General features: G+C 74.2%; 14 protein-coding genes. 9 read left to right on the top strand and 5 right to left on the bottom strand.

The genetic code is table 11. The features are described 5' to 3' along the window. Positions 1 to 27: 27 nt before the first annotated feature. The 4 genes from BJ982_RS27220 to BJ982_RS27205 form a co-directional block, all read right to left on the bottom strand. Positions 28 to 1,242, bottom strand: coding sequence for a L,D-transpeptidase (locus BJ982_RS27220; RefSeq protein WP_239122642.1), 1,215 nt, complete (start codon positions 1,240 to 1,242; stop codon positions 28 to 30). A gap of 230 nt (positions 1,243 to 1,472) precedes the next feature. Continuing rightward, complete coding sequence (gene recD2, locus BJ982_RS27215; RefSeq protein ID WP_184884665.1) at positions 1,473 to 3,689, bottom strand: SF1B family DNA helicase RecD2; 2,217 nt, start codon at positions 3,687 to 3,689, stop codon at positions 1,473 to 1,475. A 128-nt stretch (positions 3,690 to 3,817) separates the two neighbouring features. After that, positions 3,818 to 4,354, bottom strand: coding sequence for a hypothetical protein (locus tag BJ982_RS27210; protein ID WP_184884663.1), 537 nt, complete (start codon positions 4,352 to 4,354; stop codon positions 3,818 to 3,820). 150 nt (positions 4,355 to 4,504) lie between these two features. Further along, entirely contained in the window at positions 4,505 to 4,798 is a 294-nt protein-coding gene (locus tag BJ982_RS27205) for a glyoxalase/bleomycin resistance/dioxygenase family protein (protein WP_307784612.1), read from the bottom strand. A 628-nt stretch (positions 4,799 to 5,426) separates the two neighbouring features. On the opposite strand from BJ982_RS27205, the gene BJ982_RS27200 reads away from it, so the two are divergent. The 7 genes from BJ982_RS27200 to BJ982_RS27170 all read left to right on the top strand — a co-directional run bounded on the left by BJ982_RS27200 (position 5,427) and on the right by BJ982_RS27170 (position 12,658). Continuing rightward, positions 5,427 to 6,782: a serine hydrolase domain-containing protein gene (locus BJ982_RS27200; protein ID WP_184884661.1), complete on the top strand. Its 1,356-nt coding sequence runs from the start codon at positions 5,427 to 5,429 to the stop codon at positions 6,780 to 6,782. A 120-nt stretch (positions 6,783 to 6,902) separates the two neighbouring features. Further along, a complete protein-coding gene (locus tag BJ982_RS27195; RefSeq protein WP_184884659.1) occupies positions 6,903 to 8,156 on the top strand; it encodes an RNA polymerase sigma factor in 1,254 nt (417 codons plus the stop codon). Positions 8,157 to 8,270: 114 nt separating this feature from the next. Then, positions 8,271 to 8,849 carry an RNA polymerase sigma factor gene (locus BJ982_RS27190; RefSeq protein ID WP_203958805.1) on the top strand — a complete coding sequence of 193 codons (579 nt, stop codon included), beginning with the start codon at positions 8,271 to 8,273 and terminating at the stop codon, positions 8,847 to 8,849. Then, positions 8,846 to 9,679: a zf-HC2 domain-containing protein gene (locus BJ982_RS27185; protein ID WP_239122641.1), complete on the top strand. Its 834-nt coding sequence runs from the start codon at positions 8,846 to 8,848 to the stop codon at positions 9,677 to 9,679. The genes BJ982_RS27190 and BJ982_RS27185 overlap by 4 nt, the downstream gene beginning before the upstream one ends. Continuing rightward, a complete protein-coding gene (locus BJ982_RS27180) occupies positions 9,676 to 10,533 on the top strand; it encodes an ATP-binding cassette domain-containing protein (RefSeq protein WP_184884657.1) in 858 nt (285 codons plus the stop codon). Before BJ982_RS27185 ends, BJ982_RS27180 begins: the two co-directional genes overlap by 4 nt. Next, entirely contained in the window at positions 10,530 to 12,050 is a 1,521-nt protein-coding gene (locus tag BJ982_RS27175; protein WP_184884655.1) for a hypothetical protein, read from the top strand. The genes BJ982_RS27180 and BJ982_RS27175 overlap by 4 nt, the downstream gene beginning before the upstream one ends. Further along, positions 12,041 to 12,658, top strand: coding sequence for a hypothetical protein (locus tag BJ982_RS27170; RefSeq protein WP_184884653.1), 618 nt, complete (start codon positions 12,041 to 12,043; stop codon positions 12,656 to 12,658). The genes BJ982_RS27175 and BJ982_RS27170 overlap by 10 nt, the downstream gene beginning before the upstream one ends. A gap of 55 nt (positions 12,659 to 12,713) precedes the next feature. Here the strand turns inward: BJ982_RS27170 and pip are convergent, their stop codons facing one another. Beyond that, the gene (pip, locus tag BJ982_RS27165; RefSeq protein ID WP_184884651.1) at positions 12,714 to 13,670 is read right to left on the bottom strand and encodes a prolyl aminopeptidase; all 957 of its coding nucleotides are present in this window, start codon (positions 13,668 to 13,670) and stop codon (positions 12,714 to 12,716) included. A gap of 49 nt (positions 13,671 to 13,719) precedes the next feature. Between pip and BJ982_RS27160 the strand changes: the two genes are divergently transcribed. Both BJ982_RS27160 and BJ982_RS27155 read left to right on the top strand, forming a co-directional pair. Beyond that, positions 13,720 to 14,244, top strand: coding sequence for a MarR family winged helix-turn-helix transcriptional regulator (locus BJ982_RS27160; RefSeq protein WP_239122640.1), 525 nt, complete (start codon positions 13,720 to 13,722; stop codon positions 14,242 to 14,244). Between the two features lie 519 nt (positions 14,245 to 14,763). Continuing rightward, positions 14,764 to 15,600, top strand: coding sequence for a nitroreductase/quinone reductase family protein (locus BJ982_RS27155; RefSeq protein ID WP_184884646.1), 837 nt, complete (start codon positions 14,764 to 14,766; stop codon positions 15,598 to 15,600). Positions 15,601 to 15,602: the final 2 nt, after the last annotated feature.

Raw genomic sequence — 15,602 nt, 5'->3', positions numbered from 1 at the left:
GGTCAGGGAGGCGGTTCAGGAAGGCGGTCAGCCGTTCAGGGCGCTGCCCTTGCGCCACTGCTTGAAGGACATCTGCCAGTAGCCCCAGCCGTTGTTCCACTCCAGCGCCCGGTTCGTGCCGACGATCTTGACGACGTCGCCGCGGTGGAAGTTCTCGTAGTACCACTTGGCCTGGTCGGGGCGGGCGTTGATGCAGCCGTGGCTGACGTTGGCGCGGCCCTGGGAGCCGACCGACCAGGGGGCGCTGTGGACGTACTCGCCGCTGTTGGAGATGCGCACCGCGTGGTCGACGACCTCCTTGTAGTAGCCGGGGTCGCCTTCCTTCTTGCCGGGCGAGATCATGGTGACCGGGCTGCCACGTTCCATGGTCAGGTGGACGCCGTTGGTGGTGGTGTACTCGCGGGTGGTGGCCTTGCCCGCGCTGATCGCCATCTTCTGGACGACCTTGCCGTCCTTGCGGACCACCATCTGGTGGGTGCGGGTGTCGACGGTGCTGACCCACGCGGCGCCCACCCGCATGGTGGTGGCGTAGTTCTTCACGCCGTACATGTTCTTGCCGGCGCGCACGCCCTCCAGCTCGGCGGTGAAGCGGATCTTCTGGTGGGCGGGCCAGAACTTGGCGGGCCGGTAGATGGCGAACTTGTCGTCGATCCAGCGCCAGGCGCCCTGGACGGGCTTTTGGGCGGTGACGCGCAGCGCCTTCTCGATGGTCTTCTTGTCGGCGACCGGCTGGGTGAAGCGCACCATGATGGGCATGCCGACGCCGACGGTCTCGCCCTTGACGTTGGGGGTGATGTCGGCGATGCGCAGTTCCTGCGCGGGCTTGAGGGTGGTGAAGCTGGAGGTGGCGGTGGCCGGGCCGCCCTCGCCGGTGGCGCGGGCGGAGACGGTGTAGTCGCTGGCGGGCTTGAGCGGGCCCTTGGAGACCCACTTGGTGCGCCCGGCGTCGAACTCGCCCTCCAGCACCTTGCCGCCGGCGCCCTCGGCCTGCACGGTGACCTCCTCCAGCTCCCCGTTGCTGGCGGTGACCACGACGTTCTTCTCGGGCCGGACCTTGCTGGCGCCCTTGGCGGGGCTGATCTGGATGACGGGCAGCGGTGTGGGCGTCGCCGACGCGCCCCCGCCGGAGGAGCCGGAGCCCGGCCCCGGTGACCCGCCCGAACATGACGCGGTCAGCAGGCCGGCCGTCACCACGGCGAGCACGGAGAGCGGAGCCCTCAGACGCTGACGAAAGTCCCGCACAGACCTCTCCCCCATTGCGGCAAAGTCCCTTTAAAAAACCCTAATGGCGATTCATCCCTGGACGCACATCTTATGGGCGAGTTAGATCACATTTCGGTCACTGTGGGCGGGGAATGCGGCTCTGAAGACCACGGCGCACGGTCAAGAAGATCTCCGCGCGCGGTCAGGAAACGCCTCTCCGGCGAGGCATTAAAGATCATTACGCGGGCGCCGCCGGGCGCCGGCGGGGGTCAGTCCTGGCGCAGCCGGTGGGTCAGGCCGGTGTGACGGCGCCCGGCGCCGCGCGTGCGCACCGCCTGCCCGAGCGCGCGGCGCGAGCCGACCAGCACCACCAGCTTCTTGGCGCGGGTGATGGCGGTGTAGAGCAGGTTGCGCTGCAGCATCATCCACGCGCTGGTCGACAGGGGGATCACCACGGCGGGGTACTCGCTGCCCTGGGAACGGTGGATGGAGACCGCGTAGGCGTGGGCCAGCTCGTCCAGCTCGTCGAAGCCGTACTCCACGCTCTCGTCCTCGTCGGTCAGGACGGTGAGCTTGCCGTCCTCCGGGCGCAGGTCGGTGACCACGCCGACGGTGCCGTTGAACACCCCGGCCGCGCCCTTGTCGTAGTTGTTGCGCAGCTGGGTGACCTTGTCGCCGATCCTGAACACCCGCCCGCCCGAGCGCCGCTCCGGCAGGCCGTCCCGGGCGGGGGTGAGCGCCTCCTGCAGGACGGTGTTGAGGTTGGCCGCCCCGGCCGGGCCCCGGTGCATCGGCGCCAGCACCTGCACGTCGCGGCGCGCGTTCAGGCCGAACCTGCGCGGGATGCGCCGGGCGACCACGTCGACGGTCAGCGCCGCGATCTCCTCCGGCTCCTCGCACGGGAACAGGAAGAAGTCGGTCATCCCCTCCAGCACCGGGCCCAGGCCGGTGTTGACCCGGTGGGCGTTGACCACGACGCCGGACTGCTGGGCCTGGCGGAAGATCTGGGTCAGCCGCACCCTCGGGACGGCCTCGGCGGCCAGCAGGTCGCGCAGCACCTCCCCGGCGCCGACCGAGGGAAGCTGGTCGACGTCCCCCACGAACAGCAGGTGCGCCCCGGAGGGCACGGCCTTGACGAGTTTGTTGGCCAGCAGCAGGTCCAGCATGGAGGCCTCGTCGACCACCAGCAGGTCGGCGTCCAGGGGGTTGTCGCGGTCGAAGGTGGCCTCCCCGCCGGGGCGAAGCTGCAGCAGGCGGTGCACGGTGGTGGCCTCGTGCCCGGTCAGCTCGGCCAGGCGCTTGGCCGCCCTGCCGGTGGGGGCGGCGAGGATCACCTTGGCCTTCTTGGCGCGGGCCAGGGCGACGATGGAGCGCACGGTGAAGCTCTTGCCGCACCCGGGGCCGCCGGTCAGCACGGCCATCTTGGCGGTCAGCGCCAGGCGCACCGCGTCGGCCTGCTCGGGGGCCAGGTCGGCGCCGGTGCGCCCGCGCAGCCAGCCGAAGGCCGCCTCCCAGTCCACCGTGGCGAACGCGGCCAGCCGGTCGTGCCCGCAGTCCAGCAGGCGGCGCAGCCCCCCGGCCAGCGCCTGCTCGGCGCGGTGGAAGGGCGGCAGGTAGACCGCCGGCACCGGGCCCTCGGCGGCGGGGACCTCCTCGCGCACCACGCCCTCGGACGCCACCAGCTCCTCAAGGCAGCTCGCCACCAGCTCGGCGGGCACCTCCAGGATCTTCACCGCGTCGCCGACCAGGTTGGGCGCCGGAAGGAAGCAGTGGCCGGCGTCGGCCCCCTGCGACAGGGTGTAGCGCAGGCCGGCCTTGACGCGCTCGGGGCTGTCGTGCGGGATGCCGACGGCCTGGGCGATGGTGTCGGCGGTCTTGAAGCCGATGCCCCACACGTCGTCGGCCAGCCGGTAGGGCTCGGACTTGACCACGGTGATGGAGGAGTCGCCGTACTGCTTGAAGATGCGCACCGCGATCGAGGTGGACACCCCGACCCCCTGCAGGAAGATCATCACCTCTTTGATGATCTTCTGTTCCTCCCAGGCCGCCGCGATCATCTTGGTGCGCTTGGGCCCCAGGCCCGGCACCTCCACCAGCCGCTCGGGCGAGGACTCGATCACCTCCAGGGTGTCGGTGCCGAAGTGGCCGACGATGCGCTCGGCCATCTTCGGGCCGATGCCCTTGATCAGCCCCGACCCCAGGTAACGCTGGATGCCCTGGATGGTGGCGGGCAGCACGGTGGTGTAGGACCACACCTCGAACTGCTTGCCGTACTTGGGGTGGGAGCCCCACCGGCCACGCAGCCGCAGGCTCTCGCCCACCTGCGCGCCGAGCAGCGGGCCCACCGCCGTGACCAGATCGGGGCCGCCCCGCTCGGGGGCCACCCGGGCGATGGTGTACCCGGTCTCCTCGTTGGCGTAGGTGATGCGCTCAAGGACTCCTTGCAACGTCACGCCAGGGGGAGCCTCTGATCCGGTCGTGGTCACGGAACCCCCTCCCCCCGGCGCTTTCGCCAAGAGTAGAGCAGGCGGCCGCCGTCCGAGAGATCGCCGGGTTCGCCGACGATCCGCCGGCGCGGGCGCGGTTCCGGCCGGCGCGCGCCCGCGGGAGGGGTTCAGGCGAGCATGCTGAGGTAGCCGAGGTGAAGGCTGACCAGTCCGGCGCCGCACTCATCGGTGAAGGTGGCCTGGATGCTCAGCACCACGCCGGGAGGAACGCTGACGGGGGTCACCTCGGGCTCCTGGTGGATGACGCCGTTGCCGCGCGCCGGATAGGTGGTGTGCGAGGTGATAAGGGTGCCCGAATTCACTTCGTAGAAGTCGAAAGTCGCCCGGGTATTGGGGCGCACGTCGCCGAAATGGCTCACATAACGAAGTGCGGGCTGGCTGTAGTGAAGCTCGACGGTGCCGCCCGGGCTGACCGAATAGGCCGCGTTGCTGTGGTTGACCTGTCCGGCGCTGTTGGATTGCGCCACCTTGACCCAGGAAGGAGCAGGGCAGTCAAGGGTGCGCGCGATTCCCGCGCGGGCGGGGACGGCCGTGGCGAGCAGGAGGATGAGCGTTCCGGCCAGCACCGAGACGGCCCTGCGCGGCCTGCCGCGCGCGGGCGGTGCGGAGATCGGCTGTCGTCCGGTCAGGGGGTCCGTTGACATGGGGAGTTCTCCTCTGTCGAGATGTGGAGGCGCCGGTGACCGATGGACATTTCACGGAGATAGTGGGGCGGTTCACCCCATCTCCGATGATTAGAGACGTGAAATGGAGGCTCGGCAACTTCCCGGAAGGGGTCACTGATCTACCCGCTTTCACGCCGTCACGGTCACGGCCACGGTCCGCCCGTCGGGGTCGGTCAGCGTGTGAGGTCCCGGGGGCAGGGAGGCCGGGCCCGCGGGGAGGGTGAGGCCCAGGCGCAGCCGGCCGGTGGGCGGGCGCTCGCCCGCCGGGTACAGCTCCAGGACGGTGGGGCCGAGCACGGCGGCGTGGTGCGCGGGACCCCGGCCGTGCCGTTCCTCGGTGAACTCCAGGCCCAGCCCGGCGTAGAAGGCGCGGACCTCCTCCAGCCGTTCGGTGTAGATGACGATCAGGTCGAGGTCGATCACGAGAACCTCCAGGCCGTGGGCGGACGGTGGGCGGTGCGGCGCGCCGGGAGCGCGGTCCCTGAGGGGGCGGGGAATGCCGTCTCGACGGACTTTGCCGGAGAAATGCCGGAAATGCGAAAGTTGATGGCTGTGGTATTCCGGAGACCTGGGCGCACCGCTGATTTCCGGTCCCGGCGTCGCGGCATTCGCGGGCCGGGGAAACAGCGCCCTCCGCCGGGTACCGGGTGCCTTCGCCGGAGGTGAGGAGCGGACTCGCCCGTTCTCGCGGGTGGGGTACGGTCCGTGTCCTCCAGGTGGACGCGGATATCGGCGCCGAGGGGCCGCCAAGCCGTACCGGAAACCGTTACCGGGCCACACCACAACGCCCTTCTCAATACGCGCCACGGACCCGGCGCCTTCTCGCCGTCGTCGTGCTCGCCGCGGCGTTCCGTCGAGGACGGGCGGCGCGTCCCCGGACATGGGGCCTCCATGAGGTGGGTCACCGGCGGCGCACCCGGTCGCATGTCGGTCACGGCGGTCACGGCGGTTACCGCCTGAGGTGAGGGATCGGCGGCCGGGCGGGGGAAGATCCCCGCTAGGGTGGCAGGGTTGCCGGCGAGCGGCGTGAGGATGACGGGGAGGCGGCCCGATGACGGCGGTTCTGGAGGTCACGGCGCGGGCGCTGCTGCGGCGCGTGGCGATCGAGCAGGCCGAGGCGCGCGTGCCCTCGCTGGCCGTCACGGTGATCCGCGACGGGGCGCCGGTCTGGTTCGCCGCCCGTGGCACCGTCGAAGGCGCAGCTCCCACCGCCGGCACCCAGTACCGCATCGGCTCCATCACCAAGACCATGGTCGCCACGATGGTGATGCGCCTGCGCGACGAGGGCGCCGTGGACCTCAACGACCCGATCGGCAAGCACGTGCCGGCGACCCCGGTCGGCGAGGTCACCGTCGCCCAGCTGCTGTCCCACACCGGCGGCCTGACCGCCGAACCGCCCGGCCCGTGGTGGGAGCGCACCCCGGGCGTGACCGCCGAGGCGCTGACCGGGTCGCTGGACGCCGAGACCGCCCGCCACCGCCCCGGCCGCAGGTTCCACTACTCCAACGTCGGCTTCGCGCTGCTCGGCGAGCTGATCGCCCGCCACCGCGGCACGAGCTGGGCGCAGGCGGTGACCGAGGAGGTCCTGCGCCCGCTCGGCATGAACGACACCACCCCCCGCCCGCGCGAACCGCACGCCCGCGGCTACGCCGTGCACCCCTTCGCCGACGTGCTGCTGCCCGAGCCCGAGCACGACGCCGGGGCCATGGCCCCCGCGGGCCAGATGTGGTCCACCACGGCCGACCTGGCCCGCTGGGCGGCGTTCCTGGCCGCCGGCGACGCGCGCGTGCTGCCGGCCGCCACCGTCGCCGAGATGCGCGAGCCCGCCGCCGTCGTGGAGGACGGCGACGGCTGGAGCGCCGGTTTCGGGCTCGGCGTGCAACTGCTGCGTCACCGGGGGCGGCGCCTGACCGGGCACGGCGGCTCGATGCCCGGGTTCCTGGCGGTGGTGTGGATCGACCCCGCCGACCGCACCGGCGTGGTGTGCATGGCCAACACCACCTCGGGGCTGCGCGGCTCGGTCGCCACCGACCTTCTGGACATCCTGGACACCCATGAGCCGGCCATCCCCGCCGAGTGGTCGCCCGCGACCGCCGACCCGGACCTGCTGGAGCTCACCGGCCCCTGGTACTGGGGCCCGGCCGCCTACCTGCTGCGGCTGCTGCCCGGCCGCGACCTGCAGCTCACCCCGCTCGGCCCCCACAGCCGGGCCTCCCGGTTCGCCGCCCGCCCCGACGGCACCTGGCTGGGCCTGGACGGCTACTACGCCGGCGAGGTGCTGCGCGTGGTGCGCCGCCCCGACGGCACGGCGAGCCACCTGGACCTCAACACCTTCATCTTCACCCGCCGGCCCTACGACCCCTCCGCGCCCGTGCCCGGCGGGGTGGAGGAGGGCGGCTGGCGCTGACCGCGCCGCCGTCGCCCCCCGATCGGCGCTCCCGCGGCGCGGGCGTGGGGTACATTCTGATGTCCTGAAAAAGGGGACCTCACGGGCCGTCGCGGGGGCGGGGAAGGGCCGATCGGGAGCATGGCGGGAACCTCGCGGGCGGGCGCGGGCGTGGAGGAGCTGCTGCGCGAGCTGGCGCCACAGGTCCTGGGCGCGCTGATCCGCCGCCACGGCCACTTCGACACCGCCGAGGACGCCGTCCAGGAGGCGCTGCTGGCCGCCGCCCTGCAGTGGCCCGGCCAGGGCGTGCCCGGCAGCCCCAAGGCGTGGCTGATCACCGTCGCCTCCCGCAGGCTCACCGACCAGTGGCGCAGCGACCACGCCCGCCGCGCCCGCGAGGTCACCCTGGCGGCCATGACCCCGGACCGCGACGCCCTGACGCCCGAGCCGGGCGAGTGGACGCCCGACCAGGACGACACCCTGACCCTGCTGTTCCTGTGCTGCCACCCGGCGCTGACCCCCGCCTCGCAGATCGCGCTCACCCTGCGCGCCGTCGGCGGCCTGACCACCGCCCAGATCGCCGGAGCGTTCCTGGTGCCCGAGGCGACCATGGCCCAGCGCATCAGCAGGGCCAAGCAGCGCGTCAAGGCCGCCGGCATCCCCTTCGCCCCGCCTCCGGCCGCCGAGCGGGCCGCCCGGCTGGCCGTCGTCCTGCACGTGCTGTACCTGATCTTCAACGAGGGGTACACCGCCAGCTCGGGCCCCGACCTGCACCGGGCCGAGCTGACCGGCGAGGCGCTGCGCCTGACGCGGGCGGTGCGCCGCCTGCTGCCCGAGGACGGCGAGGTCGCCGGGCTGCTGGCGCTGATGCTGCTCACCGAGGCCCGCCGCCCGGCCCGCACCGGCCCCGGCGGCGCGCTGGTCCCCCTGGCCGAGCAGGACCGCGCGCTGTGGAACCCCGGCCACATCGCCGAGGGCGTGGCGCTGATCACCGAGGCGCTGTCCCGCGCGCCGCTCGGCCCCTACCAGCTCCAGGCGGCCATCGCCGCGGTGCACGCCGAGGCGGCCGACGCCGCGCGGACCGACTGGGCGCAGATCGTCGAGCTGTACGGGCTGCTGGGCCGGATCGACCCCAACCCGGTGGTCACCCTCAACCACGCGGTCGCCCTGGCCATGGTCAAGGGCCCACGGGCCGGGCTCGACCTGCTGGCCGATCTCGACGGCGACGCGCGCATGGCGGCCTCCCACCGGCTGGACGCGGTACGCGCCCACCTGCTGGAGATGAACGGCGACCTGGAACAGGCCCGCGCGGCCTACCGCAGCGCGGCCCGCCGCACCACCAGCCTCCCCGAACAGCGCTACCTGACCTCCCGCGCCGCCCGCCTGACCCGCTGAGACAACACCCGGCGCACCGCGCCGGCGACCGCGCCCGCCGGGACGCCAGCGGCGGCGGGCGAAAGGCCGTCCCGCCACGGAACCGGAGGCGCCTCCTGGCGCGATAGACCGGATGTGCGCTCATTCTTCTCCCGCCATCGCGATCCACCGCCGATCGGGCGTGACAGCGGCGACGCCGAGCTGCTCGCGGCCGTGGCCGAGAGGCGCGGCGAGGCGCTGCGGCTGCTGCACGAGCGGCACGCGCCGTGGCTGCGGGCCCGGCTGTCGCGCCGGTGCGCCGACGCCGACCTGGTCGACGACGCGATCCAGGACACCTTCGTCGCCGTGTGGCGCGGCGCGCACCGCTACCGTGCCGGCCGGGGCGAGGTGGCGGCGTGGATCTGGACGATCGCGATCCGCACCCTGATATCGGGGCTGCGCCGCCGCGGCGCAGCCCCGCCGGCGGCCGCGCCCGGCGACGGGCGGCCCCTGATCACGCGGTCGGCCGAGGAGGCGGTCCTGGTCGGCGTCGAGCACGGCGACCTCGGCGACGCGCTGGCCAGGCTCTCCCCCGACCTGCGCGCCGCCATCCAGGCCACCGTGCTGGACGGCCTGACCACGCGGGAGGCCGCCCGGCTGCTGGGCGTTCCCGAAGGAACCGTCAAGACCCGCGTCATGCGGGCCAAGGCCCGTCTCCGGGGGTATCTGGCGTGAGCGACCCATGGCACCTGCCGTCCGGGCTGGTCGAGCGCTACGCGCGGGGGGACCTGGCGCCGGTGCAGGTGATGTCGGTGGAAAGCCACCTGGACCGGTGCGCCCGCTGCCGCGCCGCGGTGCCCTGCCCGCCGCGGTGGCTGGAGGCGAGCTGGGAGCGGATCGCCGACCGGGTGGTGCGCCCCCGGCCGCGGCCCCTGGCACGGCTGCTGTGCCGGCTGGGGGTTCCCGAGCACGTGGCCACGTTCCTGGCGGCCACCCCCGCCCTGGCCCGCGGATGGCTGGTGGCGGTCGCGGCGGTGACGGCGTTCGCCGTGGCGGCCGCCCACCTGGCCGGCCCCGGCGCCCCTGCTTCTTTCGACCGGCTGCTGCCGTTCCTGGCGGTGGCGCCCGTGCTGCCCCTGGCGGGCATCGCCCTGGCCTACGGCCCCCGGGTCGACCCTATGCACGAGATGCAGGCCGCCACGCCCATGGCCGGCGCCAGGGCCCTGTTGTGGCGGGCGCCGGCGGTGCTGGTGGCCGCCATCACGCTGACCGGCGCGGCGACGCCGTTGCTGCCCGGCCCGCCGGGGCCCGCGGCGGCGTGGCTGCTGCCCGCCCTCGCCCTGGCCGCGGCCACCCTGGCGCTGTCCACCTGGATCGCGCCCGCGGTCGCGGCCACCGGGCTGACCCTGGCCTGGCTCGGCGCGGTGGCGGCTGCCGGGCTGTCCGGGGACGGCCCGGCCGTCTTCTCCCCCGCGGCCCAGACCTTCTACGGCGCGGCCGCGCTGATCCTGATCGCGCCCATCTACCGGCGGCGTGCCCGCCTCGACCCGGGAGAGCCCGTATGAACCCGAGCGTGACCGTCCGCGGCCTGACCAAACGCTACGGCCGCACCGTCGTGCTCGACGGACTGGACCTGGACTTCGGCCGCGGGGTCACCGGCCTGCTCGGTCCCAACGGCGCGGGCAAGACCACGCTGCTGCGCGGCCTGGCCACCACGCTGGCCTTCGACCGGGGCCGGGTGCGCGCCCTTGGGCTGGACCCCGCCGACCGCGAGCAGCGCACCCGGCTGCGCCGCCGCCTGGGCTACCTGCCGCAGGATCCCGGCTTCTACCCCCACTTCACGCTCGTCGAGCTCGTCGACTACATGGCGATCTTGAAGGAGATGACCGACCGGCGGGCCCGGCACCGGGAGGTGCGCCGGGTGCTGGAGGAGGTCGGCCTGTCCGACCGCGCCACGACCAAGGTGCGCAAGCTGTCGGGCGGGATGAAGCGGCGGCTGGCCCTGGCCCAGGCACTGATCGGCGAACCGGACCTGCTCATCCTGGACGAGCCGACGGCCGGCCTGGACCCCGGGCAGCGGCTGCGCTTTCGCGCGCTGATCTCCCGCCTCGGGGAGAGCCGCACCGTCCTGCTGTCCACCCACCAGACCGAGGACGTGGCCGCGTTGTGCGAGCGCGTGATCGTGCTGAGCCAGGGGCGCGCGGTGTTCCAAGGGTCTCCCGGGCAGCTCGCCGGCGCCGCCGCCGGGCAGGTGTGGATCTGCCAGGACCCTCCGGAGGGGTCGGCCCTGTTCTGGCGGGCCGCCGACGGCCGCTACCGCACCGTGGGCCCCCGGCCGCGGGGCGGCACACCCGCCGATCCGACCATCGAGGACGGCTACCTGCTGCTGCTCGGCGAACCGGCGCGGGCGGCGGCATGACGCCGCCCGCGCCCGCACCGCCGCAGGCGCCGCCGTCGACGCCGGCGTTGTTCGCCTTCGAGACGCGCAGGCTGGTACGCGGCCCGCTGCCCTGGGGCGGGGCGGCGCTGTGCCTCGGGCTGCGGCTCTACTCCACCTGGGAGTGGCTGCCGGACATGCGCGTGGACCCGGCCGGCACCTCCGGCGCCATGCTGGTCCTGGCGGCGGCCATGATGCTCGCCGCCAACCTCGCCGCAGCCCGCGACACCCGCGGCGGCATGCCGGAGACCCTCGCGGCCCTGCCCGTGCGGGCCGCCGCCCGCGCCACGGCGGCGACCCTGGCCGCCGTGGCGGCCGGCACCCTGATCGCGCTGGCGGTGATGGGCGGCTACCTGCTGGCCAGGACGCTCATGGGCCCGGTCGCGGGGGCGTTCGATCCGTGGGAGGCGCTGGGCGGCGTGCTGGTCGTGCCGTTCGCCGCCGCCCTGGGCGCGGCGCTGGCCCGGTGGGCGCCCTGGCCGGTCATGGTGCCCGTGGCGGCCCTGACGATCGGGGCGCTGGTGTACTTCAACAGCTGGCGCGGCGGGTACGGGGGCTGGTTCCTGCCGGTCGTCCTGTTCGACGCGCCCGACTGGCCGCCGCGTCCCTCGGCGCTGCACGTGCTCTACCTTCTGGCGGCCACCGTCCTTCTCACGGTCCTGGTCCGGCTGCGGCACGAGCGCACGCGGACCTCCGTGATCGCGGGGCCGGCCGCGGCGGCGGTCGCCGTGGCCTCGGCGCTCGCGGCCGGCGCCGCCGCGCCGGGGCAGGAGATGAACGGCCGTTTCGACCTGGCCCACCTCGGGCCGGCCGCGGCCAGGCGCGCGCTGCCCCCCGCGGTCCGCGACCTCTACCTGGGCCCCGGCGCCCGGGTGTGCCGGGCGCACGGGCCCGTCATCTACTGCGCTTTGCGCGACTACGCCGCCTGGATCCCGTCCTGGATCGCCGCGGTCGACCCCGTGGTGGCGGCGATCCCCCCGGCGCGGCGCCCCGCCGGGCTGTCGGTCCGGCAGTCTCCCGACACCTGGTGGATGGCGCAGGAGTACGACGAGCGTGTCGTCGAGACCTTCATGGTGTGGGGCCGCGCCGGAGCCGAGGCCGCCTACCGCGGCCTGCTGGCCTCCGATGTGATCTCCCGCGCGCTGAAGGTGCGCGCGCCGGGGGCGCAGGGCTGCGAGGGAGGCGGGCGGAGCAGGACTCTCGTGGCGCTGTGGCTGCTCGGCCAGGTCGTCGCGCCCGGGCCCGCCGCCGACCGGGAGATCAGGACCGGGCAGTCCACCATGAGACCGACCCGCTCCCCGCTGGGCTTCGTGCGGTACGGGGCGGCCGAGCTGGGGTACGCGCGCAGGCTGCTCGCCACGCCCCAGGCGAGACAGCGGATCTGGGCGCACTGGGACACCCTGGTCGACCCGGCCACCCCGCTCGGCCGCGCCCTCCCGCTGCTCGGCCTGCGCGCGGAGTTCTCCTCCGAACCGGCCAGGGGACGGCCGTGCGAGTGATCCACCTGGTCGGGCCGCTGGCGCGGGCCTTCGGCTGGGCGCCGCCGGCCGTCACCGGGGCGACCACCGTGCTCATGGTCGCGGCGGTCGACGCCGGGTCCCCTCTGAGCGCGGGCATGGCCCTCACGCTGCTCAGGATGGGCGGCGTGCTGCTGGCCGCGGCCGCGGGATTCGGCCTGGTCGACGAGATGGACGCCGGCACGGCGGCGGCCCCGGTGCCGCGCTGGGCGCGCCAATGGCTGCGTTGCGCGTTCGCCGACCTGGCCGCGGCGCTGGGGTGGACGGCCGCCCTGCTGGTCGCCGTGGCCCGGCTGCCGGCGGGCCAGGAGCTGCGCGTGCCGGGCATGGCCGTGGAGGCCGCCGTGTGCGTCGCGGTGGGCCTGCTCGCGGTGGCCGTGGCCGGGCGCTTCCACCAGGGCAGGGCCGCCGCCCTGGCCGGCACCGGCGCCCTGGTGGCGTTCGTCTCGGTCACCCTGGCCCTGCGCGGGACGTACTGGCCGTGGCTGTATCCGCAGGAGGCCGCCTGGGACGCCGTCCACTACGGGTGGCTGGCCGCGCTGCCGCTGGTCCTGGCCGGGCTGGCGTGGGCCAACCGGGACCTGCGCTGAAGAGGGCCGGCGACCGGCGGCGGGGCTGACCCGGGCGGGGGCGTTCTCGCCGGGTTCATGGGGTGGCGAAGGCGTCCAGGGCGGTGCGGATTTCGCGGCGCATGGTGTCGCTGCCCATGTGGCCGGCGTCGTCGACGACGATCAGCCGGGCGCCGTGCCAGGCGCGTGCCAGGTGCCAGGCGGTGTCCAGGGGGCTGCTCAGGTCCAGGCGGCCGTGGATCAGCACGCCGGGGATCCCGGCCAGCCTGCCCGCCTCGCGCAGCAGCACCCCCTCCTCCAGCCAGGCGCCGTGCGAGAAGTAGTGCGCGGCGAGGCGCGCCAGCGCCTGCCGGTCGGCCGAGGGGATCGAGCCGTAGGGGGCGGGCGGGGCGCCGGGCTCCAGGGAGACCACCGCGTCCTCCCAGGCGCACCAGTCGGCCGCCGCGCGGGCCCGCACCGCGGGGTCGGGGTCCTCCATCAGGCGGGCGTAGGCGGCGAGCAGGTCGCCGTCCCCGGGCAGGCCGGAGCCTGCCCGGAACCGTTCCCACTGCTCGGGGAAGAACCTGCCGACCCCCCGGTACAGCCAGTCGATCTCCGAGCGGCGGGTGGTGGTGACGTCGTAGACGACGATCCCGCGGACCCGCTCGGGGTGGCGCTCGGCGTAGGCCAGGAGCAGCGTCGAGCCCCACGACCCGCCGAACAGCAGCCAGCGCTCCACGCCCAGGTGCTCGCGCAGGAGTTCCATGTCGGCGATCAGGTGGTCGGTGGTGTTGCGGCGCAGGGAGGTGGCGGGGTCGGCGACGTGCGGGGTGCTGCGCCCGCAGCCGCGCTGGTCGAACAGCACGGTCCGGTAGCGGGCGGGGTCGAAGTAACGCCGGTAGCCGCTCCCGGCGCCGCCGCCGGGGCCGCCGTGCACGACCAGGGCGGGCCCGCCGCCGGGGTCGCCGCAGGTCTCCCAGTAGATCCGGTCGCCGTCGCCGGTGTCGAGCATGCCCTGCGCGTAGGGCTCCACCGGGGGATACAGCACGGTCATGGCGGGGGTTTCCTTCCTCACGATACAACAGCGCTGTTACATTATGGGGGTGTCCTCTCCCGTCCCGGCCCCGCACGGCCCCGCGTTCCTCGGCACCCGCCTGCGCCACCTGATCGACCTGCTGGACGGCGAGGTCGCCGCCGTCTACGCCGGCCTCGGCCTGGCCGGGTTCCGCCCGCGCTACACCCCCATGCTGCGATCCCTGGCCGCCTCGGGTCCCGCCTCCATCCGCGACCTGGCCCGCGCGGCCGGGGTGACCCACTCGGCGGCAAGCCAGACCGTCGCCCAGATGGCCAAGGACGGCCTGGTCACGCTCACCCCCGGCGCCGACGCCCGCGAGCGCATCGCCGGCCTGACCCCCAGGGCCGAGGAGCTGCTGCCCCTGCTGCGCGCCGAATGGGACGCCACCGCCGCCGCGGCGGCCGAGTTGGAGGCCGAGCTGCCCTACCCGCTCAGCCGCCTGATCGAGGAGACCCTGCGCGCCCTGGACCGCCGCCCGCTGCGCACCCGCATCACCGACGCCGGCCCGGCCCTGCTCCCCCGGGAGCGGCCCGGCGGCCAGACCAGCCGGTGACGCGCCGGCGTCCACCCGGCGGCACGGCCATTGCGCCCACGGCGGTATTCCCTCCGGAAAAACGGCACACGGTGACGGGGCGGCGGCTAATCGTGAGTCATGGCATTTCGCGGAAAAGGCCGGTTGCCCCGGCGTGGCGGGCGCACTAGGCTTTTCCTCGTGACTGCCGGGTCGGCCATGGGCCAAAAGCGAGAGAGTCACCCGGCCTCCACGTGAGCGCCGGGCGGGCCAGAGCCCCGCCTCCCCCATCATCAGCGCATTTCCCTCCGCGTATGCCATCGCCTCGTCGCCGGTCGGCGCCGCTTCCACCTGCGGTTCCCCCGCCACGACGCCGACGGGACGGCCGCGGCTCGGAGGCGCATTCCCGCGCGCGCCGGACGCAATTACCGCGCGCGACCGCATTTACCGGCCTACGGCACACCGTGACGCCGTGGTCTAATCCCGACCGCCCGCCGGGCGGTTCTTCGCCATGCCCGCGAACGGTTCGCGGCGGCCCAGGAAACGGAGAACACCACCACAATGCCCATTGATTTCAACCAGCAGGTCATCGAGGAGTTCCGCGCCACGAAAGGACAAGTCGGCGGGCCTTTCGCAGGCGGACGGCTGCTGTTGCTGACCACCACGGGAGCGCGGTCAGGACGCCCGCACACCACCCCCCTCGCCTACCTGCCCGACGGCCTGGAGCGCACCCTGGTCGTCGCCTCGGCCGGCGGCTCGCCCCGCCACCCCGACTGGTTTCGCAACGTGCTCGCCAACCCCGAGGTAACGGTCGAGTTCGGCCTGTTCACCGTCAAGGCCCGCGCCGCCGTCCTGGAGGGCGAGGAGCGCGACCGCCTGTTCGCCCGCGCCGCCGAGGCCGACCCCGCCTGGGCCGACTACGAGGCCAAGTCCGGGCGGACGCTGCCCGTGGTCGCCCTGTACCAGATCATGGCCGGGCCGCCCGCGGCCGGATCGTTCGGCGCGACGCTCAAGCTGGTCCACCAGATCTTCCGCAGGGAGCTCGCCCTGATCCGCCAGGACGTCGCCCGCTCGGGCCCGGCGCTGGGCGCCCAGCTTCGCGTCAACTGCCTGACCGTCTGCCAGGGCCTGCACCACCACCACGTCGGCGAGGACACCATGCTCTTTCCCCGCATCGGCGAGCGCCACCCCCACCTGGCCCCGGTCCTGGAGCGGCTCAACCGCGAGCACGAGGCGATCGCGGCGCTGATGGAGGAGCTCAAGGCCGTGCTGTCCGCCGGCGACGCCGACCCCGCGCGCCTGGCGCACCAGGTCGAGCGGCTCACCACGGAGCTGGAGACCCACCTGGACTACGAGGAGGAACACCTGGTGCCGCTCCTGGACGCCCCGGCCCCCTGATA

This window comes from Sphaerisporangium siamense (genome assembly GCF_014205275.1).
Taxonomy (GTDB): domain Bacteria; phylum Actinomycetota; class Actinomycetes; order Streptosporangiales; family Streptosporangiaceae; genus Sphaerisporangium; species Sphaerisporangium siamense.
This window is presented reverse-complemented; position numbering and strand designations above follow the sequence as displayed.

What these genes read in the sequence shown, in the direction of transcription:
- BJ982_RS27200 (WP_184884661.1), top strand. Translation starts at nt 5,427, where the DNA reads ATGACGGCGGTTCTGGAGGTCACGGCGCGGGCGCTGCTGCGGCGCGTG.
- pip (WP_184884651.1), bottom strand. Translation starts at nt 13,670, where the DNA reads ATGACCGTGCTGTATCCCCCGGTGGAGCCCTACGCGCAGGGCATGCTC.
- BJ982_RS27180 (WP_184884657.1), top strand. Translation starts at nt 9,676, where the DNA reads ATGAACCCGAGCGTGACCGTCCGCGGCCTGACCAAACGCTACGGCCGC.
- BJ982_RS27175 (WP_184884655.1), top strand. Translation starts at nt 10,530, where the DNA reads ATGACGCCGCCCGCGCCCGCACCGCCGCAGGCGCCGCCGTCGACGCCG.
- BJ982_RS27210 (WP_184884663.1), bottom strand. Translation starts at nt 4,354, where the DNA reads ATGTCAACGGACCCCCTGACCGGACGACAGCCGATCTCCGCACCGCCC.
- BJ982_RS27195 (WP_184884659.1), top strand. Translation starts at nt 6,903, where the DNA reads ATGGCGGGAACCTCGCGGGCGGGCGCGGGCGTGGAGGAGCTGCTGCGC.
- BJ982_RS27155 (WP_184884646.1), top strand. Translation starts at nt 14,764, where the DNA reads ATGCCCATTGATTTCAACCAGCAGGTCATCGAGGAGTTCCGCGCCACG.